Consider the following 23,485-nt stretch of genomic DNA (forward strand, 5'->3'; position numbering starts at 1 on the left):
TTTGTACCGTATAATTTATTTTTAAGTCTTGAACAAAAAGAAAATCATCAATGATCCGGTATATGGCTTCATAAATATTCCTTCTGAAGTTTTATTTGATCTGATTTCGCATCCATATTTTCAAAGACTAAGGTATATCAAGCAATTGGGGATGACCCATCTTGTATATCCTGGAGCTTTGCACACCAGGTTTCATCATGCTTTAGGCGCGATGCACTTGATGAGCCTTGCTATTGAAGTCCTTAGAGGGAAAGGGCATGATATTACCGTTGAAGAAGAGGAGGCGGCTACGATTGCAATTTTACTTCATGATATTGGACATGGCCCCTTTTCTCATGCATTGGAGCATACTCTGGTGAATGGGATAAAACATGAGGACATTTCCATGTTTATGATGGAAAAGCTAAACGAGGAGTTTAAGGGACGATTAACACTTGCTATTAAAATCTTTACGGGTGATTATCATAAGCATTTCCTTCCTCAGCTTGTTTCGAGTCAGCTGGATTTGGATAGGATGGATTACCTGAACCGGGATAGCTTCTTTACTGGGGTTAGCGAAGGAGTAATCAGCTTTGATCGCATCATTAAGATGTTTAATGTATTGGATAATCAACTGGTGATTGAAGAAAAGGGGATCTACTCGATTGAGAAGTTTCTTATTGCCAGAAGGTTGATGTATTGGCAGGTTTATTTGCATAAAACAGTAATTGCTGGTGAGATGTTACTGGTAAAAATATTGGAACGTGCTAAAAAACTTGCCTCACGTGGGGAGACTTTATTCGCCACCCCAGCGTTACAGCATTTTTTAAAAAACGATATTACTGAAATCGAGTTCTTCTCAACAGAAGAGCATTTGCTACAGTTCTCCAAATTGGATGATCAGGATATTTTTGCTTCAGTAAAAGTGTGGGTAGACCATTCTGATAGTATTTTATCGAAGCTTTGCGCAATGCTTACGCAAAGAAATCTTTATAAGGTAGAAATTAGTAACGATGAACCCGATGAAAACCGGGTGAAAGATTTACGCGAGCGGATGGGGGTATTTTTAAATTTGAACGAAACGGATATTTGCTATTTTGTATTTACCGATATCATTAGAAACCGGGCGTATAATGCTGGGAGTGGCAATATTAATATTCTGTTGAAAAACAATACGATCATAGATATTGCGAAGGCCTCGGATTTATCTAACTTAGAATCTTTAGACAAAACTGTAAAGAAACACATACTGTGCTATCCAAGAATTATTTAGCACTTTTTAACAAAATAACTGGCATTTAATCCCGTTTTTTATACTGTTGATTATTAAAACTAGTCAATAACCTAAATAGGTTTATTTGTTCATATCAATTTAACATATAACTTTGTAAAATGCAATTTACTGCCAAGCAGATAAGTGAGTTTATAGATGGTACCATTGAAGGGGATGAAAACGTTCAGGTTGGTGAGCTTTCCAAAATAGAAAATGGTAAGAAAGGTTCTTTATGCTTTTTATCTAACCCTAAGTACGAGAACTATTTATATCAGACAAATGCGTCAGTGGTAATTGTAGGAAAAGATTTTTTGCCTTCTCAGCCGGTCAACAGTACAATGATCCGTGTTGCAGATCCTTATAGCGCTTTTTCGGTTTTACTGGAGAGGTATAATGAGGTGATCAACCAAAATAATTCACAAGTTGGTATAGAACAACCATCTTTTATTCATCCGACTGCAAAAATCGGTAAAAATGTATTTATCGGGGCATTTAGTTATATCTCTGAAAATGCAGAAATTGGGGATGGTTCAAAAATTTCTGCTCAGGTATTTATTGGTGCTGATAGCATTGTAGGAAAAAAATGCTGTATACACCCCGGTGTAAAAATTTATAACCGCTCGGTCCTGGGCAACAATGTAATTATCCATTCGAATACTGTAATTGGTAGTGATGGCTTTGGATTTGCTCCACAAGCTGACAGAACGTATTCTAAAATTGCCCAAATTGGTAATGTGGTGATCGAAGATGATGTAGAGATTGGCGCCAATACAGCTGTAGACAGAGCTACAATGGGTTCTACTTTTATCAGAAAAGGCGTTAAGCTGGATAATCTAATTCAGATTGCACATAATGTTGATTTAGGTGAACATAGTGCTGTGGCAGCGCAGACTGGAATTTCTGGTAGTACAAAAGTAGGCGAGCATGCCCTTATTGGCGGACAAGTGGGAATTGCCGGTCACCTTACACTTGCTAAAGGCACACAGATTGGTGCACAAGCAGGAATAAACTTTAATACAACAGAAGAAAATAAACAATGGCATGGCAGCCCTGCCCAGCCTTTAAGAGATTGGATGCGTGCATCTGTGATTTTTAAGCAATTGCCTAGCGTTGAAAAAAGAATAGCCAGCCTTGAATCCAAAATTAAGGAGCTTAACTTGATCATCGAACAAAACAGTACAATATCAAAATAATAATGAACGTTAAACAAAAGACCATAAAGAACGAGGTTTCGGTACAAGGTGTTGGCCTGCATACCGGAGCAAATGTTACGCTCACATTTTGTCCGGCACCGGAAAATTACGGGTTCAAATTTCAAAGAATTGACCTTCCTGGAAGTCCGATTGTAGATGCGGATTGTGATAATGTTACTGATACTGCCAGAGGAACTACAATTTCTCAAAATGGTGCTAGTGTAAGTACAGTTGAGCATGTTATGGCTTCTTTAGTAGGGATGGACCTGGATAATGTGCTGATAAAACTTGATGGACCCGAAACACCTATTATGGATGGGAGTGCTATTCAGTTCCTGGATGCTTTGGAAAGTGCCGGGGTACAGTTGCAGAGCCAGGATAGAGAATATTTCCAGATTCCTCATAACATAACTTATACTGAGCCTGATAGAAAGGTTGAGATTGTTGCAATGCCTTTGGATGATTATAGGTTCACTTGTATGATTGACTATAATTCACCTGTTTTAGGGAGTCAGCACGCAGGAATATCCAGCATTGCTGAATTTAAGAAAGAAATTGCTTCTTGCAGAACATTTTGCTTTTTGCATGAATTAGAATATCAGTTGCAAAATAACCTGATTAAAGGAGGTGATTTGAATAATGCAATTGTAATTGTAGATAAGGAAGTTACTAAGGAAGAATTAGATCACCTTGCCAAAATATTCAAACGCAAAGCAATCGAAGTTGCCCCTCAGGGTATTTTGAATAATATGGAATTAAGGCATCAGAATGAGCCGGCAAGACATAAGTTGCTGGATATGATTGGTGACCTTGCACTTGTTGGTGTTCATTTAAAAGGCCATATTATGGCAGCAAGACCTGGTCATGCTGCAAACGTGGCTTTTGCTAAAAAAATCAAAGCAGCTATCAAAAAGGAGAAGAATAAAAAGGTTCAGCATGTGTATGATACTAATGTTAAGCCACTATATGATATTGTTCAGATTATGGACATTCTTCCTCATCGTCAACCATTTTTGTTTATTGACAAAATTTTGGAATTGAGTAAAACCCATGTTGTTGGTTTGAAAAATGTGACCATGAATGAAGAGTTTTTTAAGGGACATTTTCCTGGTGCACCAGTTTTTCCAGGTGTTATTCAGATCGAAGCCATGGCCCAAACAGGAGGGATATTGGTGCTTAGCACGGTTCCAGACCCCAGAAATTATTTAACCTTGTTCCTTAAAATTGATAATGTTCGTTTTAGAGCGCAGGTTTTACCTGGTGACACGATTGTTTTTAGGTGCGATTTAATGGAACCGATCAGACGGGGAATTGCGCAAATGAAAGGTGTCGGAATGGTAGGTGGAAAAGTTGTGGTCGAAGCAGAAATGATGGCCCAGATCGTAAAAGTAAAAGAAAACGAAACTACATGATACAACCCTTAGCGTATATACATCCTCAGGCAAAAATAGCCGATAATGTAGTTATTGAACCTTTTGCGGTAATTCATAAAGATGTTGAGATAGGTGAGGGGACCTGGATTGGCTCTAATGTAGTGATCATGGACGGTGCCAGGATAGGAAAGAACTGTAGGGTTTTTCCCGGATCGGTAATTTCGGGTGTGCCACAGGATTTAAAATTTGCCGGTGAGGTAACTACTGCTGAAATTGGCGACAATACAACAATCAGGGAGTGTGTTACGATTAATCGTGGCACAAAGGATAAGTGGAAGACTGTTATTGGCAGTAACTGTCTTATTCAGGCTTATTCGCATATCGCGCATGATTGTGAGGTAGGCGATTATTGTATTTTCTCAAACAGTACAACACTGGCAGGTCACATTACTATTGGAAACTATGTGGTTCTTGCGGGATTGGTTGCTATACATCAGTTTGTTAAGGTGGGCTCACATGCATTTGTTACTGGTGGTTCATTGGTTAGAAAAGACGTGCCTCCTTATGTTAAGGCGGCCAGAGAGCCTTTGTCCTACGCAGGAATCAATTCTGTAGGTTTGAGAAGGAGAGGGTTTTCTTCTGAGAAGATTAATGAGATACAAGAAATTTACAGGGTTTTATTTGTGAAACATAACAATGTTACCAAGGCTCTGGATATGATAGAAGCTGAATTTGCCCCTACGGAAATCCGGGATGAAATTGTAGATTTCATCAGGAATTCAAACCGCGGTGTAATGAAAGGCTTTGGCTCTGGAAGTTAAGGTACTTATTAAATGACAATCAGCTTAGGAAACGTTGGACGGCGGTTTAATCAGGAATGGATTTTTAGGAATGTAAACTACGAATTTCTTGCTGGAGAGAAATATGCTGTTTTAGGACCTAATGGTTCTGGGAAGTCAACATTACTAAGTGTTTTACATGGCAATCTATCCCCATCTGAGGGGTCAATAAGTTATAAGGCTGATGCTGATATCCCGGTAGAAGAAATTTATCGGGATATTAGTTTTGCGGCACCTTACCTGGATCTGATCGAAGAGTTTACACTTCAGGAAACAATTCGATTTCATTTTAAATTTAAGGCTTTTTACAAAGGGATGGACGCAGCCGCGGTGTTGGACCTGCTTGGACTGGCGAAATCACAGGATAAGGCTTTAAAATACTTCTCTTCGGGTATGAAGCAACGCACCAAGCTTGTGCTTGCTTGCTGTTCAGATACTCCTGTTCTTTTGTTGGATGAACCTACCTCTAATCTGGATAAACAGGGAATGGCCTGGTATCTTCAATTAATTGAACAATTTTCAGCAGAAAGAATGCTGATTATCGGATCAAATCAGGAATCTGAGTATTCCTTTTGTAACCATTTTGTTCATTTGACGGATTATAAATAAGTAATTTTATATTTGAAATTGGGTGTGAAAGAGGCTTTTCAGCGGTTAAAATACCTTTGTGAAAATATTTTTAAATTACTATTGTATAATTAATAAATAGTCTTTACCTTTGCGGCACGAAAAAAGGCCGAAAGTTTGGGCTTTATTTCAAATGAAATGGCAAAAGCATCAGAAGTAAAAAGTGGTAATATCCTTCGTTTTAACGGAGAATTGGTACAAGTAGAAGAGTTTCTACACCGTACTCCAGGAAATTTACGGGCTTTTTATCAAGCTAAAATGCGGAATGTTAAAACCGGTAAATTGGTTGAGTATAGATTCCGTGTTGATGAAGAAGTTGAGATTTGCCGTGTTGAAACCAGCGATTACCAGTATTTGTATGAAGATGGTGAAGCACTGGTGGTAATGGATAACAGTACTTTCGAACAGTTTAATATTCCAAAATTGTTGTTCGGTAAAAGTATTCGTTTCCTGAAAGAAGGAATGAACGTTATCGTAGCATTTGAAAGTGAAGAGCCAATTATGGCACAGACACCTTCACATGTTGAATTAGAAGTTACGTACTCGGAGCCTGCAGTTAAAGGTGATACTTCTACAAATGCGTTGAAATATGCAACTGTAGAGACAGGAGTTGAAATAAAAGTCCCAATGTTTATCAATCAGGGCGATAAAGTTAAGATTGATACACGCAATGGTGACTATGTTGAAAGAGTAAAATAAGAATTTTCATAGTTTAGTTTTAGGTTTAGGTTGATTGTGGCTTCGGAGTGGTTCCCGAAGCCATCTTTTTTATGCTCTTTTTTGCGTGAAAATTCAATATGTGCCTCTGAGGCTGGAACCTTTGCCTGAAGAAGGCAAAATTCCTAGGCCTCGTCAGCACAATATTGAATTTTCTTGGGTGCAAAAATTGGATGCAAAAAAGAAATGCTTCGGGGTAAATAGGTCATTTCATGTATGATGCAGATTTCGTTAATGTATGATGCAGGCTTTCTGTAAGAAGCTTTTAGGTTAATTGTTATATTTGTTTAATGACTAAAGCAGAGATCCGGAAATTAGCAGAGGTACAAAGAAAGGCGCTTTCTGAAGAAGAGGTTGATGCTTACAGTAAGCGTTTACTGGATCTTTTTTCTTCTTTAGATCTTTCTTCGATTAAAGTTATTCATGTTTTTCTTCCAATTGCTGAGAAAAATGAACCAAATACTTTTTTGATTATTGATTGGTTAACGGCTCATTATCCTGAAATGCGTATTATAGTGCCCAAGGCTGACTTTAAAAGCTCTTTGATGATAAATTATGTGTATAAGGGGAAAAATGAGCTTGTGAAGAATATTTATGGCATTCTGGAGCCTGATATGGGGGAGCTGCATTCCGGGGTTGTAGATATGGTTCTCATACCGATGTTGGCTTTTGATCTGCAAGGTTATCGTGTTGGGTATGGAAAGGGCTTTTATGACCGGTTTTTACAAGGTGTTGATGTCCTTAAAGTTGGTCTTTCATTTTTTGATCCTATTGATCGGATCGATGACATAAATGAGCATGATGTCAGGTTGGATTCTTGTATTACACCGGATCGCATATATCGGTTTTAAGGAATGCCAATAGGCCTTTTTTAACTTCTTCTCCTTAGGGGGGTAACAAATATTTAATCTTTCTGATATATCTCCAAATGGTTTGATTTTAAACTAAAGGAGAACATTATGAAAAAGATAATATTTATGGTATTTGCGGTTTTATTAACCGGAATTACATGGGCACAAACAAAGCAGGATACTTCTGCTAATAATAGAGGGCGATTGCAGATCTCTGCATTTGGAGGTTTTAGTATGCCAATGGGCAATTACAAAAATGAGATCGGTAGAACTAAGAATGGCTATTTTGGAGGATTGGCGATTGACCAGTATTTTAAAGGGAATAAGTGGGGAATTGGCATTGATGCACGTTTTTTAAATCACGATATCAGAAAGTTCGACAGTGTATTTTTTGACAATGGCTATATCGCTACCGATTATATTAATCATGCCTCTTTTCAGCATATAGGGGTTAGTATTGGGCCTACTTACAAATCTAAGTTTGGTAAAGTGGACCTTGAAGCTTTTCTTAGAGCTGGTGTTTTGTTCCAGGGATTCCCTCAATACAAGCAATCTATTTATATCAACCAGGCTGTAGGACCTGCATTAAGTGTGTTTGACACTTATTATACTGATAATCCTAAACGGATTACAAAAGCTTTGATGGGCTTGGGCGGACTGCGTTTATCTTATGCGTTGAATGATAATTGGGGCCTTTTTGCGCAAGCTGATTATTTAAGAACCTTCGGAAAGAAATTAGGTAGCGATTCCAGCGAATTTCATATTACAAAGTATGAAGTGAAACAAGCTTTGACAGCCTCTGATGTGCTGACAGAAAAAGCAGGAGTAATTACAAACATAAACACCTATTATGAAGAAATACCTACTACACAAAAAACATTTATACAGGCGGTTAATGTTGGCCTTGGAGTTAAATATACATTTGGAGCCAAACGGAAAGCTACGCCTGTAATTCCGGTTACTAAGACCGTAGCTCCTGTAAATATAGTTCCTAAAGATATTATGGTGGTGGTTAAGGATAAGCAAACCGGGCAGGCGTTAAGTGGGGTTACAGTAAAAATATCACACAATAGTATTGATCATACATCGATTAGTAATGTTGATGGACAGGCAGAACGGATAAAGGGTGCAGAGAAAGGTGTTTATCTGATTACAGCTGTAAAAAATGGAATTGCTGCTGAACCAGTAACAATTGGTATTCCTGATTTCGATAGGTCTGATAATGTAATTTATAAAGAGATATATCATGATGATCCAAGGTTTACATTAATTGGAGAAACGGTTAGGGCAAATGATAATTCTAAATTACCAGGTATTGGTACAGTATTAACGAATACTTCTAATAGTAAGAATATGACACAAATTTCGGATGGGGAAGCAAAGTTTGTTTATCAACTTGAGCAACAGTCTGATTATAATATTGTAGCCAATCAGGCCGGTAAGTTTTCACAAACTGAAAGTGTAACGACTAAAGGACTAGATAGGAGTAAAACGTTATATGTTACTTTGAAACTTGGCATAAATAACCTGGATGCAGGAGCCGTTTTTGTACTTAAAAATATTCATTATGACTTCGACCAGTCATTTATTAGGGAAGAGGCGGGAAGAATATTGGATAATCTGGTAAATGTAATGTCGCAAAACCCGACATTGAAAATTGAACTTTCTTCTCATACTGATAGTCGTGGTAAAGATGCTTACAACTTGCGTCTTTCTCAACTAAGAGCTGATGCGGCTGTAAATTACCTGGTTAATAAAGGTATAGAACGTAGCAGGATGGTTGCCAAGGGATATGGGGAGGCTCGCTTACTGAATCATTGTAGGAATGGTGTTCAGTGCAGCGAGGATGAGCATCAGGCAAACAGGCGCACAGAGATAAAGGTGTTGAAATACTAAGTTAACCGCGCTGGAGATAGTAAGAGTAAATTGGCTGGTCATTTTTGATCAGCCAATTTGTTTTTGGTAGATACTATTTTTGTGACTTGATAAAATCGCTTATAATATAGGCGATCGTTTTAGCGGTATTTTGATCTTGCCTTCCATTAGTTAAGGCTACAGCGCCCTCACAAACATGTAAATACGTAAGTTTTTTAGTAGTTGTTAAGATAAGCTTTCGGATTTCGTTTAAATGGAAGCCTGTAGGACTCATTGCACTTGATAACACATTTTCTATACAATCGAGATCAAGCTCCAGTCCTGTAACTTGTCCTGTTTTGGTTAAAAGATTATTCCATGCAGAAAGAATTGGTTGATCACTTTTTAAAAGGTCATCAAAAAATACCGGATAAATGTGACGGTTTAAGTCAATTGCTTGTAATATGGAATTGTTGTTATAATTCTGATGCAGTCCAAAAATTCCATATCTGGTTAGAAAACCATCTTTTATTGCATAGCTGAAACCGTTGCCGCTATGCCTTCCGTTGGTTGGACGTAAATCCGCATGAGCATCGATGTTAACGACATCAATTGGTGTTTTTGTAGCTAGTGATACACCTTTAATAATCGGATATGCATTGTTGTGCCCGCCTCCAATAACAATAGGAGTTTTACCTGCTTCAATTACTTTTTGAATAACAGGAAATATGGCATCATCTATTTCTGAAACCTTTTGTTGTAAATGTTCTAAATTGTCGGTTTCAGGATTTGAAAATTCAAAGTGACCGAGTACAAGTAATTCCTCTCCAGTGAAAAAAGAAGTGCTTTGTATATTTAAAAGCGCTTTAAGTGCCGGTTGCCAGGCCGAAGCAGCGCCGGCAATGCCCTGATTTGCACGAACGCCAATATCTTCAGGGATGCCAATCAGGACAAATGGAGCGTTCGATTGGCTTATTTCCTCTAAAGAGGAGGTGTATTGTACCTTTTCGCCGATTTTAACCTCTCCTTCGCGACAATTTGTTATAGAAGCAATATCGGATGCAGTATATATTTTAAGGGCTTCCATTAACTTATTATTCCATTTAAAACGATCGTCTGTATTTGCGATTGACCGAAACTATAAGGTAAAAAGGCAAGTGAAGACATTGGCCTTGTGATAAACAGGTTGGCTGTTTTACCCTTTGCAATGCTTCCTGTTATTTCACTTAACTCCATTGCTGCGGCTCCATTTAAAGTTGCAGCATTAATCGCTTCTTCCGGACGCATTCTGAGCTTAATGCAGGCCAGGGATACAACGAGATTCATATTTCCAGATGGAGTAGATCCTGGATTATAATCCGTCGCTACTGCAACCGGAATGTTCGCATTCATCAGCCCTCTGGCATTGGCAAATGGGATATTGAGATAGAAAGAACAAGAGGGTAATAATGTAGCAATGGTATTACTAGATTGCAGGCTTTCAATTACCGCATGATCAGTAACTTCCAGATGATCAACAGATACAGCCTGATGTTTTACTCCAATTTGTACACCGCCCGACACAGAAAGTTGATTGGCATGTATCTTTGGCTTTAACCCATATTTTGCCCCCGCTTGTAGTAACCGATCTGTATCTTCAACAGAAAAGAATCCTTGTTCACAAAAAGCATCCATATAATCAGCCAGACCTTCTCCTGCTATTTTTGGCAGCATTTCGTCGATAATTAGCTTAAGATATCCCTCGTGGTCATTTTTGTATTCTGGAGGGTAGGCGTGAGCAGCAAGGAATGATGCCTTTACTGGAATGTTAAAATTGTTCTTTAATCTCTGGATAACCCTTAGCATCTTAAGTTCGCTATCGGTACTTAATCCATAGCCACTTTTAATTTCTACAGCTCCGGTTCCCTGATTGATCATATCAGAAAGGCGTTTGGATGCAGATTGATAGAGCTCATCTTCTGATGCAGACTGCATTTTTTTTGCGGAATTTAATATCCCACCTCCGGCAGCAGCAATATCTTCATAACTCTTACCATCTATTTTCATCACAAATTCCTCTTCTCGCGATGCGGCAAAGACGATATGTGTGTGGGAATCACACCATGAAGGGAACACGAATCCTTGTTGAGCATTATGTGTAACCAGGTGATTGGGCAACTGCTCAGGGATCCGCTCCATCTTTCCAAAATCAGAAATTTTTCCGTCCTCACATAAAATCCATGCATTTTCAAGTATAGGAAGCGATTGCATTTGCTGCCCTCTTAACATCAATGTATTCTGTGGATGTATACCAACTAAGGTTCCAATATTGGTAATAAGTAATGCTGACATGATTATACGTTAAGCTCTAGTAAAACAGGACAGTGGTCGGAGTGAATAGCGTCTGCAAGAATGGTTACTTTTTTAAGCCTTTCTAACATCGGTTGTGTAGCAAGATGATAATCTATGCGCCAACCCAGGTTCTTTGATCTTGAATTGGCCCTGAAGCTCCACCATGTATAATGATGGGGATCTTTATTAAAATGTCTGAAGGTATCAATAAAGCCATTATTTAAAAACAATTCCATCCATTCACGTTCTTCTGGGAGGAATCCTGAAGAGTTGGCATTGGATTTCGGGTTATGAATATCTATGGCTGTATGGCAGATGTTATAATCGCCTGAAATGATCAGATTTGGGAATTCATTACGTAACCCGGCAATATAGGTGTCAAAGAAACGCATGAATTCATACTTTTTCACTTGTCTCTCATCTCCACTTGATCCAGAAGGCATATAAAGACTCATTAGCGAGAAATCATCAAAATCAGCCCTTAAAATCCTTCCTTCCTTATCTATCCATTCTTCCCCGCAACCATATTCTACATGATTGGGTTTGATGCGAGTAAGGATGGCAACACCACTGTAACCCTTTTTTTCGGCAGGGAACCAGTAATGATGGTATCCGAGTTGCTCTATTAATCCAATGATTTCCGGAATTTGAGAAGGCATTGCCTTTACTTCTTGTAAGCAGATCATGTCGGCATCTGTAGCTTGTAGCCATCCAAAAAAGTTTTTAGTAGAGGCGGAGCGGATGCCATTAACGTTATAGGAAATAATCTTCATCGTGAGTATGGATTTTAAGCGGTTTTAAGATCGGGAATAGTTTTGGATTGTTTTTTTAGTTCTTTCTCTAGCTTTTTGGCCTCACGACGTTTTAAAATGGTAACCGTCATTTTTACATCATTCTGAGGTCTGTTGTTTTTATCAGTTTCTAGAATAGCAATCTTATCTATCATGTCAATGCCTTTTACTACCTCGCCATAAACAGTATAGGTACGGTCTAAGTGAGGAGCCCCTCCCAGGTTTTTATAAATTGCCCTCTGCCATTCAGGGATTTTAAATTTCAGTCGTTTTGTCTCCACTGCATCGAGCTGTTCATCTGTGAATTTTTTACCCTGTACCAGGTAAAACTGGCTACCACTAGAGGCTTTTTCTGGATTATTATCCCTGGCTGCAGCAAGCACCCCCTTTTTATGAAACAAACTGTCGTTAAATTCTGCGGGAACAGTATAACCAACAGACCCTTCCCCAAGCAAGCTACCTTTTGTTGCATTTTTTGAGTCAGGATCGCCACCTTGTATCATAAACTCTTTAATTACCCTATGAAAAAGCAACCCATTATAAGTGCCTTTTTTAGTGAGTTTAAGAAAGTTGTCGCGATGTAGAGGCGTTTCATTATAAAGACGGATGATACATTCGCCCTGTTCTGTTTTAATTTTAACGTATTGATGCTTTGGCTTTGCTGAATAGGCTGAAATAAAGCACAGGCAAAGCATTATGGTTAAATAATTCTTCATTTTCAGTTTAATTACCCGGCTAAGTTAAGGTTAATCTGCTTTATTAGGTAGTTGAAATAAATTGCTAAGCTTACAATTTCTTATCATAGGTCAACAATTACGCAAGAAATTCGTTATAGCTTTGTAACTTAATTATTCAAGATTATGAAGAAAGTATTTTTATTCCTGGTTGCATTGTCAATCAGTGTTGCGTCATTCGCACAAACGAAGTGGACTGTAGATCCAATGCACTCATTTGTGAACTTTTCTGTAAAACACACAGGAATTTCATTTGTTGAAGGGGGATTCAAAAAATTTGACGGTTCATTTGTTGCAGCTAAAGAAGATTTAACAGATGCTAAAATTGACTTTACGGTTGATGTAAACAGTATTAGTACAAATGTTGAAATGAGAGATAATCACCTAAAAACGGATGATTTCTTCAATGCTGAAAAATATCCAAAAATGACTTTTGAGAGTACTGCTTTCAAGAAAATCAAAGGAAACACTTATGCGTTAGCTGGAAAATTAACCATTCGCGATGTGACTAAAAACGTTGTATTTGCTGTAACCCATGGTGGTACGATTAAAGATGATAAAGGAAATACCAAAGCTGGCTTTACTGCAACAACAAACATTAACCGCATGGATTATAATATTAAATACGATCCAACAGGAGCGGGGATTGCAAAGGATATTAAAATTACAGTAAACCTGCAATTTGTTCAGGCTAAGTAATTATTTGTAAAAGATCTAAGGCACTTAACAAATTCTGCCTTGTTTAATGCAAGGGGAGGCAGGGATCTCGCATTTGTCAGGTGGATGACAATGCGGGATTTTTGTTTTTTAAAGGGTTAATTTTTAAAGAGATGTCAAATTTATCACAGTTCAATAATTTTACCAGCGCGCTTCCTGTACAGGATTCGTTAATGCCTGTTTTGTTTATTGGTCATGGTTCCCCAATGAACGGAATTGAAGACAATGAATTTAGTTTAAAATGGGCTGGTATTGCAAAAGACATACCACAGCCAAAGGCTGTTCTTGTTGTTTCTGCTCACTGGTTTACGCGTGGTACACACATTACAGCAATGGACTTCCCAAAAACCATTCATGATTTTGGGGGATTCCCGCAAGCTTTGTTTGATGTGCAGTATCCTGCACCGGGCGATCCTGCTCTGGCATTGGAAACCGCAGGCCTTGTATATAGTGCAGCAGTTGAACTAGATCACGATTGGGGGCTTGATCATGGTGCATGGACGGTTGTAAAGCATATGTATCCTGAAGCTAATATTCCAGTATTACAATTAAGCATTGATTACACAAAAGACGCTAACTATCATTACAATCTGGCAAAAGAGCTTTATCAATTACGTAGAAAAGGGGTTTTGATTTTAGGGAGTGGTAATATGGTGCACAACCTTCGTATGATGAGTTGGGAAATGATCAATGGTGGTGGATTTGATTGGGCTTTGGAAATGAATGATAAATTTAAAAGTTTAATCTTGAACAAAGAGCACCAGCAGCTTGCTAACTATAAAAATTTGGGTGCTGCAGCTATGCTTGCTATTCCAACTCCTGAACATTACCTTCCTCTAATGTATACGCTTGGTTTGCAAAATGTTAAAGAAGATGTTTCTTTATTTAATGATAAAGCTGTAGGTGGCTCGTTAACCATGACCTCTGTAAGGATTGGCTAGCCTTACATGATTTTTTTTAATAGTTTTAAGACCCATGATTTACGGTCATATGGAGGATAAATCATGCTGCTCATGTTCATTGCTGACTGGAAAACGACAGTTCTCTCGTGAGAAAAGGATTTAAAACCGAAAATGCCGTGACAACTTCCCATTCCACTGCTATTTACTCCTCCAAAGGGGAGCTTTGGATTAGATATATGGATGAGGACATCATTTACACAAGTTCCGCCTGCAGAGGTGTTTTTGATAATGTGACGTACATTTTTACCATTGTCGCTAAATATATATAAGGCAAGAGGCTTACTCTTGCTGTTCACCATTTCAATTGCTTCATCAAGCAGTTTATAAGTAATAAGGGGTAAAACCGGGCCAAATATTTCTTCTTCCATAATATTGGCATTTGCAGGAAGCTCTGTAAGAAGTGTCGGATTTATCGTTTGAACCTCCTCTTGATGCTGTCCCCCTAAAGATATTGTTGCGCCTTTAGCTCTTGCATCATCTATGAGCGCTACTATCCTCTTGAAATGTTTTTGATTGATGATTTTTGCATATATATCTTCATTAATTTCCTGTGGATTTTTAAAGAACATTCGCTGGGTTGCGTTGCTGTATTCTCTTATAAACTCTTCTTGCCTGTTCTTAGGTATTAATACATAATCGGGAGCAATACAAGTCTGCCCTGCATTGATAAGCTTAGCCCATGCGATTTTTTCTGCAGCATTTTTAAGATTAGCTTGTTGATCGATTATTGTTGGTGATTTGCCTCCCAGTTCTAATGTTACCGAGGTTAAATTTTTTGCGGCAGCTTCCATTACTATTTTACCAATAGCCGGACTTCCGGTAAAGAAGATGTGATCAAATGGGAATTTAAGCAATGCTGTGGATACAGAAACGTCGCCTTCAAAACAACATATTTCCTGTTCATCAAAACATTCCTTTATTATTTTGCTTATAACTTTGCTTGTTGCAGGACTTAATTCAGAGGGTTTTAATATAGCGCAGTTACCTGCCGCAATTGCCGAAAGTAAGGGAGACATCATGAGTTGAAAAGGGTAATTCCAGGGAGAAATAATAAGACAAACTCCTTTTGGTTCATAATAGATTCTATTTTTTGCCATCAAACTAGCCATGCTTTTTCCTGCACGGGTTGGTTTCATCCATCTGTGCAGATTCTTAATAGCAAAATCAATTTCACCATAAATAAATATCACTTCTGTTACTGCAGCTTCGAACTGGTTTTTTCTTAAATCACTTTGTAGTGCATCATAGATATGGTGCTCATTTCTTTCAATAGTTGCTTTTAAAGATTTTAATTTTTGAATTCTTTGTGCAGCATTGGTGTTTCTAAGCGTATATTTATGTTTTTGCTGTGCTTCAAAAATAGAATCGAACATTTGAGTCATGGCGGGCTTGTTAAATTCATTAAATTGATCTTATTAGATCATAAAGACTTAAATATACAGATGAAAAAGGGATTATTTATTGTTTTCTTGGTTTCGGTGTTTGCACAGATTGCCGGAGGACAAACCATTAAAACCGGAGTGCTGGTTATAGGTAATGGGAGTAATGCCATTGGAGCCGGTTTTCAATCGGCAATATCAGGGGTTAAAACTGTGATGCTGATTCAGGAACCCGGATTGAAAATTTCAATATCAGGGAAAGGCATGAGCACTGGTCTGGAAGCTCAGTTTTTGAAAAGGATGCCTGTTTCAAAATCAATTACTGATAATATGGGTAAAATCCTAATTGATGAGGTCAGGGCAAATGAAGTGCTTAAAACATGGGCAGATAGCCTTAAAAACCTTACCGTAATACGAAGTATAAAAAGGGCTCATATTAAGGGGACGAATAGCATTAGACGTTCTGGGAATGGTTGGAATGTTTCTCTTGCAGATGGGCGGACGATTAAAGCTGAGGTTTTGGTGAATGCAGACGGTACAGGCCTGCCTGACATGGCGCAAAAATTATGGAGGACATTTAATTATAATGATAACCTTTATAGATTGAGCCTTAGTGCAGGATATGAATTGGGGAATTCAAATGCTAATATTATTCCTTTATCCAATTTTCAGATTCCCGAACAAGAAAATCTGATTATGCTGGATAGAAAGCATGAAAGTATTGCCGCAGGGCAGGCAGCGGGAGCTGTTGCCGCATATGCTGTGTTTTTCAGGACAAAAACCTCTCTTGCCGATCTTAAAATCATTCAGAAAGAGCTGCTGAATTATAAACTTGCAGTAGTTCCTTTTGCCGATGTTAATCATGATGATCCAAACTGGGCTGCAATTCAATATGTCGGTTTGTCGGGTTTTTTGAAAGCAGGATTTGCAAATGGAAAAGCGGCTTTTATGCCAGATCAAGAAGTGACGACAGCAGAAATAAAGGAACCTATAAAAGAATTTTATTATAAAGCTCAGATTTGGTTTGATGACTATAAAGAGGAGAACATGACCTTGGGGTCTACAATTAGTTTGGTTTGTATGGTCGGGAATAAGTCTCCTGAAAGCACAAAGGAGCTGATCAAAAAGAAATGGGAGAAGCAATATCGGTTTAAGGGAAAGTATGAACTGAACAGATCGATCAATAGGAGGGAATTTGCTGTATTAATTGAAGAGTATTTGAACCCATTTATAGTAAGCATAGATAAAACAGGAAGAGTAATCAGATAAAATTTTACTGATGAGATATTTAACGGTCTTTTTATGTTTTCTGTTTTCCTCTGCCGGGGCTCAGCAGCTGGCCCCACTATCTGTTGAGAAGATTATGAGGGATCAGAAATGGATTGGCCCTTCTCCTTCAGGGTACCGTTGGTCCTCAGATAGCAAAACATTGTTTTTTGAATGGAATCCAGAAAAAAAAGATACCACTGAATGTTATGTTTTGGATGTTTCATCTGGTAAGCTTAAAAAGGAAGATAGAAAGTTTGCTGATAGAGCCGTTGGAATGGGCTACAAGTATAATTCAGATCGTTCCTGGGGTATTGCAGAAAAAGGAGGCGATATTTATGCCTATGATGTAAAAAACAAAAGAGGTTTGCGGCTTACTAATACCTTGGAGTACGAAAGCAATCCCCGTTTTTTGCGTAATGGCCACGTTGTTTTTCAGAAGAATGAAAATGTCTTTGAGCTTAATGTTGGAACAGCAGAATTAAAACAGCTAACTAATTTTGTCAGGGCTGAAGGTAAAACTAGAGAAAAAACTTCTGGAGAGCAGGAAAGTTGGTTAAAACAGCAACAAAAAGTCCTTTTTGAGGTGATTCGATCAGCAGATAAGGGAAAGTCCAAGCGTGGAAACCAACTTGACTCGACCCACAAATTGAAGCCCATTTATATCGGCGATAAAGGGATTCAGAATATTGTGGTTAGTCCAGATGCCTCTTATATTTCTTACCAGCTTAGTATTGGTCCGCGGGCGGAAAAAAATACTATTGTACCCAATTATGTTACTGCTTCCGGGTATACTGAGGATCTTGTTACAAGGAAAAAGGTAGGAGGCCTTTTGCCATCATCAGAAAATTATGTGTATGATGTCAATAATGATACGACTTACAAAATTAAAATACGTAGGATTCCTGGAATAAAGGACCTCCCTGATTATCTAAAAGATTATCCAACAAAGTTAGAGGAAGAGAAAGAGAGAAATGTAGATCGAAGCATAGACTTAAAAGGACCATATTGGAATGAAAAAGGCTCCGCTGCGGTAATACTTGCTTTAGCCCAAGACAATAAGGATTTGTGGTTATTAAAACTAGATGCGAGAACAGGGGAACTTGAGAATATTGACCGACAGCGTGATGAAGCCTGGATAGGTGGGCCGGGAGCTGGAGAGGTTGCCTGGTTGGATGAAGACCGGATTTATTACAGGAGTGAAGCTACCGGATATGCACATGTCTATATCGTCAACGTACGTACGGGTGAGAAAAAGCAACTTACCTCTGGGAAATGGGAGGTGCAGGAATTGCAACTTTCAAAGAATAAGAAGTGCTTTTATTTTCAAGCAAATAAGGAGCATCCAGGAATTACCCATTTTTATAAATTGAGTGTTGATGGGGGCAAAATGGAGCAGTTAACGACCATGAAAGGAGGGAATCAAGTGCTTTTATCTCCGGATGAAAAATGGCTGGCAATAAATTATTCTTACATGGATAAGCCCTGGGAACTTTATTTGCAAGCAAATAAGGCAGGCGCAAAGGCAGTAAAGGTAACGAAATCAACCACGTCTGAATTTGATTCTTATCCATGGCGTACGCCCGATCTTATTGCTTTTAAAAACAGATATGGAGACGATGTGTATGCCAGGGTTTACCCTGCAAAGAACCCTCATCCTAACCACCCGGCAGTTGTTTTTGTGCATGGCGCAGGGTATTTACAAAACGTGCATTATTGGTGGAGCCAATATTCAAGAGAGTATATGTTTAACAACATGCTTGCTGACAACGGATATACCGTAATTGATATTGATTATACAGGAAGCGCCGGCTATGGAAGAAACCATAGAACTGGTATTTACAGGCATATGGGAGGAAAGGACCTGACCGATCAGATAGATGGTGTTAAGGTGTTGGTTGATAAGTACGGAGTGAATCCTATGCATGTGGGGTTATATGGAGGCTCTTACGGAGGTTTTATCACTTTGATGGCCTTGTTTAAGGAGGGAGATGTTTTTTCAAGTGGAGCGGCTTTAAGATCGGTTACTGATTGGGCACATTATAATCATGGTTATACTTCAAATATTTTAAATGAGCCTTTTAATGACGAAAAGGCATATAAGCAAAGCTCTCCAATCTATTTTGCTGAAGGCTTTAAAGGTCATTTACTCATGTGCCATGGGATGGTTGACGTGAATGTGCATTTTCAGGATGTGGTAAGACTTTCACAGCGGTTGATTGAATTGGGGAAAAATAACTGGGAGCTTGCAGTTTATCCTGTTGAGGATCATGGTTTTGTGACTCCAGGTAGCTGGACTGATGAATACAAAAGGGTATTTAAACTTTTTGAAAAAACACTTAAAGAGCAATAGTCTAAAACTAATTTGTTGTTCTGGGAAATAGTTTTTGTCTATATGCATATCAAGATTAAGTATGTGTTATATCTGCGATTTGGTTGTTTTTGACTAAGTATAGCCTTACCTTTGCACTATCAAAAAATCAACAATAAAAAACAAAATATAATTATGGCAATAGTAGGTAAAAAATTCCCAAGTGTTAGTATTGATGCAATGTCCGAAATGGGCGATGATTTAAAAATCAACATATTTGAAGAGGCTGTAAGCAAAGGGAAAAAAGTTTTATTATTCTGGTATCCAAAAGATTTTACTTTTGTTTGTCCGACAGAATTACATGCATTTCAGGCTGCTCTTCCTGATTTCGAAAAAAGAAATACAATCGTAATTGGTGCTTCTTGCGATACTAACGAAGTTCATTTTGCTTGGTTAAACACAGCAAAAGATAATGGAGGTATTGAAGGTGTTACTTATCCAATCTTAGCGGATACTCACAGACACTTAGCTAACATTTTAGGTATTGTAGAACAAGAGGTAGAATATGATGAAGAAGGAAATGAATCATTCACAGGTTCAAATGTAACTTACAGAGCAACTTACTTAGTTGATGAGACTGGTAAAGTATTCCACGAAAGTGTTAATGATATGCCTGTAGGTAGAAATGTAAAAGAATATTTGCGCTTAATTGATGCTTATGCTCACGTTCAGAAACATGGCGAAGTATGTCCTGCAAACTGGGAAGAAGGTAAAGAAGCAATGAGCGCTAACAGAACTGGCGTTGCAGAATACCTGAGCGCTAACTAATAAAAAAAGGAGAATTATGTTTTTAGAATTAACAGAAGATAATCTTCAACAATATGTTGCTGAAAACAACAAAGTAATGGTTCAGTATGCTGCATCATGGTGTGGAAACTGCAGGATCATGAAACCAAAATTCAAGAAATTAGCTGCTGAAAACGAAGATGTTACTTTTTTAATGGTGGACGCGGAGAAACTTCCTGCTTCACGTAAGCTTGCTAATGTTGATAATTTACCAACTTTTGCGGCTTTCGAAGGAGGTGTATTAGTTGATCAGGTGCAAACCAACAAAGCAGAAATGTTAGGCGAACTATTTAATAAGATAAAATAATGAAGATTCCAGTTATTAGACAATTATTCCAAAATACTACAGCTGAAGACCTTCAAGCAACACTTACAGTGTTAGAAGCTTTTTGTGAATTCAGGGGGGTAAGTGAGGAAGAAATTGATGTAGCAGGTGAAATGATTACCAATATCTGTGGTGCACTGGAAGTACATGAAAGTGTAAAAGCAGGTGCCCTTGAAAAAGATGCTTTAAATGCCTTTGGTCAAAAAGTAATGGGCTCAATCGATAGGTAGACATTAATTTTAGCTATTAAAACAATAAAAAAAGCGAACCAATGGTTCGCTTTTTTTATGATCAAACCGGGCTTAGCCGGTTTGGTTTTATTATGCAAGGTTTCGGCCGGCATTTACAATACCATAAACCGTTCTGATTGCTAATTTTTCGTATGATTGTTGCTCCTCGTCAGTTATTTCGTTTTGTAATTGTTCCAAAGCATAATGCTGGATTAATACAAGAGGTAGAACAATCTTTTCTCTAACCGCAATAGAAGTCTTTTCAACGGGATAATTCTCCATTAGAGTAGCATGTCCCGACAACTTCAATAACATTGCCTTAGAAAGCTTAAATTCTTCATAAAGTGTTTTCCAGAATGCACCGTATTCTTTATCATTCGCAAAATGTGCAGTGATAGAGAAATCAGATTTGCTCATCGACATCATACAGTTGTCGATAATGGTTTTAAAGTACCCTGATTCCTCATATGTTTTTACCACCTTATCCCAGTTTCCTTGATCTTCCTGATTTTTTAAAGCGGTCCCCATTCCGTAGAAACCTGGAATGTTTTGTTTCAATTGGCTCCATGCTGTTACAAAACCAATTGCCCTAAGGTCTTCCAGTTTCAATGAACCGCCAGAGCTACGTTTCACCGGTCTGCTGCTAATGGTTATTTTAGATAGAAGTGGGAGTGGAGAGAATTTCTCCAGATAACTTAAAAATAATGGATGTTGGCGTAAAGAAACATAAGCCTCGTAGCTGTCTTCAGCCATGGTATCAAGTAATCCTTTGTGCAGCGGATCTAAAAGAATGTTGTGTGTTTCTTTAATACCTGCAGATATTCCTGCATTAATTAATTGCTCAATGTTAAACTCTGCGCTATCAATTGATCCAAATTGCGAACTGATCGTTTGACCCTGTACGGTTAATTGTATGTTTTTATTGGCAATCTCTTTACCCATAGAGGCATAGAAACGATGTGTTTTTCCACCACCACGTGAAGGAGGCCCTCCACGTCCGTCAAAAAATGCAAGCTGGATGTTATGCTCGTTTGCTGTTTTTGTAAGAGAAACTTTTGCGTTAAAAATTGACCAGTTGGCCATTAAATAACCACCATCTTTGGTACTGTCAGAGAAGCCAAGCATAATATGCTGTTTATTTCCTCTTCTTTTCAGGTGTTTTTTGTAGAAAGGATGTGCATATAGTGTATCCATGATTTCAGCAGCATCAGCTAAATCATGCACGGTTTCAAACAATGGAACAAAGTCTATTGAAAGGTCATTTTCTTCCCAACCGCTCCAAAGGAATAGCTCAATAAGTTGAAGAATATCACTTGCTTGCTGACAATTACTAATAATAAAGCGGTGACAGGCTAATTCTCCACTGCTCTCTTGAATTTGCTTAATCTCTGCAATGGTCTGCAGTGTATCATCAATCAATGGATCGTTCGCGTCCGAGTAATTTAACTTTGCGCTTTTGAAAGAAAGATTTTTAATCTTTTCCGCTTCAGAAAGGCTATTATAATTCTCTGGGAAAAGAGAAACAATTGGCTTGCTTTGGCGACAGAAAGTGTGTACATTTCTTAACACACGGCTATCCTGTCTGATATCTAATGAAGCAAAGTGGCTACCATAAAGCTCTACTTTTCTGATCAGGTCTGTTACCAGATCAGAAAATAAACCATCATGGTTTTCATTTAATGTCGTCAGGATTTTATTGAGATTTTCAATCAGGAAATCAGCAATATTCTCCATTGCAATGTTCGGGTCAAAGGCATTTTTATATAAAACGTCTTGTATAATCGCAATTGGTTCTTCAACACCTCTAAACGTAATTCGGCGTTTTAGATTTCTGAAATCACGGTAATAGCAACGGAATAGGATTTGGCGTAACATTTTGGAAACCTGTATAGTGGAATCTGTATGTACATTAGGATTGCCATCTCTATCCCCTCCAGGCCAGAATCCAAGTTCTACAATCTTTTTCGACTCAAGGTTATAATCATTCAGGCTTTTATCTATTTCTGATTGAATATTTGCTGCGGCAAAGTAAAATACGTTTTCTAAATACCAGGCAAGACTTAAAGCTTCATCAACCGGAGTTGGTGATTTCTTATTAAAAAAAGGTGTTTTCCCTAACTGGTGCAACAAGAGGTTGATGGTTGTAATATCATTGGTCTTGATGGCCGTAGTAAGGTCAGTTATGATAGAAAGAACACTGCCAGGATAGAATTGAGTAGGGTGTGCCGTTAATACCAGGCGAAGAGAAAACTCATCTATCAGCTTTTCAATCTTATCATTCAGGGCTTTGTTGTCTACACCCTTCTTTAAGTAAGATAACAAAGCATTGTGCTCGTCAGCTGCATTTAACTTATTAAAGGAAGCATCTTCTACCGCATCAAATAGTACCACCTGGCGCTCTATGTATTGAATAAAGCGGAAAAGAAGGTCGATAATGTCCTTGTTTGAGTGGTTCTGCGTATACTTCTTAAAAAATGCATTGATAATATCTGCAGGAGTATCGTGATTATTCACTCCATCTTCGCAGTATTTAATAAATAGGGGTAATAAAGTACCGGTGTCTTTAACTTTGTAGAACGGAAGGGTAAGGAAGAGGCTATTATAAAGTTCGAACCGGGATACGACTTCATTATTAAATATAGACTCTCTCTGACCTTTTGCTCGTTGTTTTTGCATCATAATTTAGGCGAAATATTTTCGCGCTTAATCTAGCAAAAATGTTCCAAATAACCCCTTAATGAGGCAATAAATTATTTTGATTTGATTGTAAAAACTGCTAACTTAGATATATAGAGATTCAATAAAGTCTTTTAAGGACATGTATATTTTAGCGGAGGCGCTAATTTGTGCAGTTTAATTGTTAATTTTTTTGAGGTAAAACGGCCGT

21 protein-coding genes are annotated in these 23,485 nt (G+C 38.1%); 15 read left to right on the forward strand and 6 right to left on the reverse strand.

Annotated features, from left to right (window positions below; genetic code table 11):
- Positions 1-28: 28 nt before the first annotated feature.
- The 8 genes from WC623_RS04615 to WC623_RS04650 all read left to right on the forward strand — a co-directional run bounded on the left by WC623_RS04615 (position 29) and on the right by WC623_RS04650 (position 8,748).
- Positions 29-1,252 (forward strand): HD domain-containing protein, encoded by a 1,224-nt coding sequence (locus WC623_RS04615; RefSeq protein WP_372848425.1) that lies wholly within the window; start codon positions 29-31, stop codon positions 1,250-1,252.
- Positions 1,253-1,371: 119 nt separating this feature from the next.
- Positions 1,372-2,445: a UDP-3-O-(3-hydroxymyristoyl)glucosamine N-acyltransferase gene (gene lpxD / locus WC623_RS04620; RefSeq protein WP_372848427.1), complete on the forward strand. Its 1,074-nt coding sequence runs from the start codon at positions 1,372-1,374 to the stop codon at positions 2,443-2,445.
- A gap of 2 nt (positions 2,446-2,447) precedes the next feature.
- On the forward strand, positions 2,448-3,857 hold the full coding sequence (locus tag WC623_RS04625) for a bifunctional UDP-3-O-[3-hydroxymyristoyl] N-acetylglucosamine deacetylase/3-hydroxyacyl-ACP dehydratase (protein ID WP_372848429.1): 1,410 nt from the start codon (positions 2,448-2,450) through the stop codon (positions 3,855-3,857).
- On the forward strand, positions 3,854-4,639 hold the full coding sequence (gene lpxA / locus WC623_RS04630) for an acyl-ACP--UDP-N-acetylglucosamine O-acyltransferase (protein WP_074611404.1): 786 nt from the start codon (positions 3,854-3,856) through the stop codon (positions 4,637-4,639). Before WC623_RS04625 ends, lpxA begins: the two co-directional genes overlap by 4 nt.
- Positions 4,640-4,651: 12 nt before the next feature.
- Positions 4,652-5,266 (forward strand): ATP-binding cassette domain-containing protein, encoded by a 615-nt coding sequence (locus WC623_RS04635; RefSeq protein WP_372848431.1) that lies wholly within the window; start codon positions 4,652-4,654, stop codon positions 5,264-5,266.
- A gap of 156 nt (positions 5,267-5,422) precedes the next feature.
- Complete coding sequence (efp, locus tag WC623_RS04640) at positions 5,423-5,983, forward strand: elongation factor P (RefSeq protein WP_372848434.1); 561 nt, start codon at positions 5,423-5,425, stop codon at positions 5,981-5,983.
- Positions 5,984-6,291: 308 nt separating this feature from the next.
- On the forward strand, positions 6,292-6,852 hold the full coding sequence (locus WC623_RS04645; RefSeq protein ID WP_372848436.1) for a 5-formyltetrahydrofolate cyclo-ligase: 561 nt from the start codon (positions 6,292-6,294) through the stop codon (positions 6,850-6,852).
- 108 nt (positions 6,853-6,960) lie between these two features.
- Entirely contained in the window at positions 6,961-8,748 is a 1,788-nt protein-coding gene (locus tag WC623_RS04650) for an OmpA family protein (RefSeq protein WP_372848438.1), read from the forward strand.
- Between the two features lie 73 nt (positions 8,749-8,821).
- Here WC623_RS04650 and WC623_RS04655 read toward each other — a convergent pair whose 3' ends face one another.
- The 4 genes from WC623_RS04655 to WC623_RS04670 are packed head-to-tail and all read right to left on the reverse strand — an operon-like array spanning position 8,822 to position 12,544.
- Complete coding sequence (locus tag WC623_RS04655) at positions 8,822-9,793, reverse strand: formimidoylglutamase (RefSeq protein WP_372848440.1); 972 nt, start codon at positions 9,791-9,793, stop codon at positions 8,822-8,824.
- Positions 9,793-11,037 carry an imidazolonepropionase gene (gene hutI / locus WC623_RS04660; RefSeq protein ID WP_372848442.1) on the reverse strand — a complete coding sequence of 415 codons (1,245 nt, stop codon included), beginning with the start codon at positions 11,035-11,037 and terminating at the stop codon, positions 9,793-9,795. The genes WC623_RS04655 and hutI overlap by 1 nt, the downstream gene beginning before the upstream one ends.
- A 2-nt stretch (positions 11,038-11,039) precedes the next feature.
- The gene (locus WC623_RS04665) at positions 11,040-11,810 is read right to left on the reverse strand and encodes an exodeoxyribonuclease III (protein ID WP_372848444.1); all 771 of its coding nucleotides are present in this window, start codon (positions 11,808-11,810) and stop codon (positions 11,040-11,042) included.
- 14 nt (positions 11,811-11,824) lie between these two features.
- Positions 11,825-12,544 carry a peptidylprolyl isomerase gene (locus WC623_RS04670; protein ID WP_372848446.1) on the reverse strand — a complete coding sequence of 240 codons (720 nt, stop codon included), beginning with the start codon at positions 12,542-12,544 and terminating at the stop codon, positions 11,825-11,827.
- 144 nt (positions 12,545-12,688) lie between these two features.
- Here WC623_RS04670 and WC623_RS04675 point away from each other — a divergent pair, with 144 nt between their 5' ends.
- Positions 12,689-13,261, forward strand: a complete 573-nt coding sequence (locus WC623_RS04675) for a YceI family protein (RefSeq protein ID WP_349783771.1) — start codon at positions 12,689-12,691, stop codon at positions 13,259-13,261.
- A gap of 131 nt (positions 13,262-13,392) precedes the next feature.
- Positions 13,393-14,220, forward strand: coding sequence for a 4,5-DOPA dioxygenase extradiol (gene ygiD / locus WC623_RS04680; RefSeq protein WP_372848448.1), 828 nt, complete (start codon positions 13,393-13,395; stop codon positions 14,218-14,220).
- Positions 14,221-14,222: 2 nt separating this feature from the next.
- Here ygiD and WC623_RS04685 read toward each other — a convergent pair whose 3' ends face one another.
- A complete protein-coding gene (locus WC623_RS04685) occupies positions 14,223-15,623 on the reverse strand; it encodes an aldehyde dehydrogenase family protein (protein ID WP_372848450.1) in 1,401 nt (466 codons plus the stop codon).
- A 60-nt stretch (positions 15,624-15,683) separates the two neighbouring features.
- On the opposite strand from WC623_RS04685, the gene WC623_RS04690 reads away from it, so the two are divergent.
- From WC623_RS04690 to WC623_RS04710, 5 genes are all read left to right on the forward strand, one after another.
- Entirely contained in the window at positions 15,684-16,889 is a 1,206-nt protein-coding gene (locus WC623_RS04690; protein WP_372848452.1) for a hypothetical protein, read from the forward strand.
- Between the two features lie 10 nt (positions 16,890-16,899).
- Positions 16,900-19,239 (forward strand): prolyl oligopeptidase family serine peptidase, encoded by a 2,340-nt coding sequence (locus tag WC623_RS04695; protein ID WP_372848454.1) that lies wholly within the window; start codon positions 16,900-16,902, stop codon positions 19,237-19,239.
- Between the two features lie 153 nt (positions 19,240-19,392).
- On the forward strand, positions 19,393-20,025 hold the full coding sequence (locus tag WC623_RS04700; protein ID WP_349783763.1) for a peroxiredoxin: 633 nt from the start codon (positions 19,393-19,395) through the stop codon (positions 20,023-20,025).
- Between the two features lie 16 nt (positions 20,026-20,041).
- Entirely contained in the window at positions 20,042-20,350 is a 309-nt protein-coding gene (locus tag WC623_RS04705; protein ID WP_372848456.1) for a thioredoxin family protein, read from the forward strand.
- The gene (locus WC623_RS04710) at positions 20,350-20,598 is read left to right on the forward strand and encodes a hypothetical protein (RefSeq protein WP_372848458.1); all 249 of its coding nucleotides are present in this window, start codon (positions 20,350-20,352) and stop codon (positions 20,596-20,598) included. The genes WC623_RS04705 and WC623_RS04710 overlap by 1 nt, the downstream gene beginning before the upstream one ends.
- 90 nt (positions 20,599-20,688) lie before the next feature.
- On the opposite strand, the gene WC623_RS04715 is transcribed toward WC623_RS04710, so the two are convergent.
- Positions 20,689-23,277, reverse strand: coding sequence for a phosphoenolpyruvate carboxylase (locus tag WC623_RS04715; protein ID WP_372848460.1), 2,589 nt, complete (start codon positions 23,275-23,277; stop codon positions 20,689-20,691).
- Between the last annotated feature and the right edge of the window lie 208 nt (positions 23,278-23,485).

Source organism: Pedobacter sp., assembly GCF_041645105.1.
GTDB lineage: Bacteria > Bacteroidota > Bacteroidia > Sphingobacteriales > Sphingobacteriaceae > Pedobacter.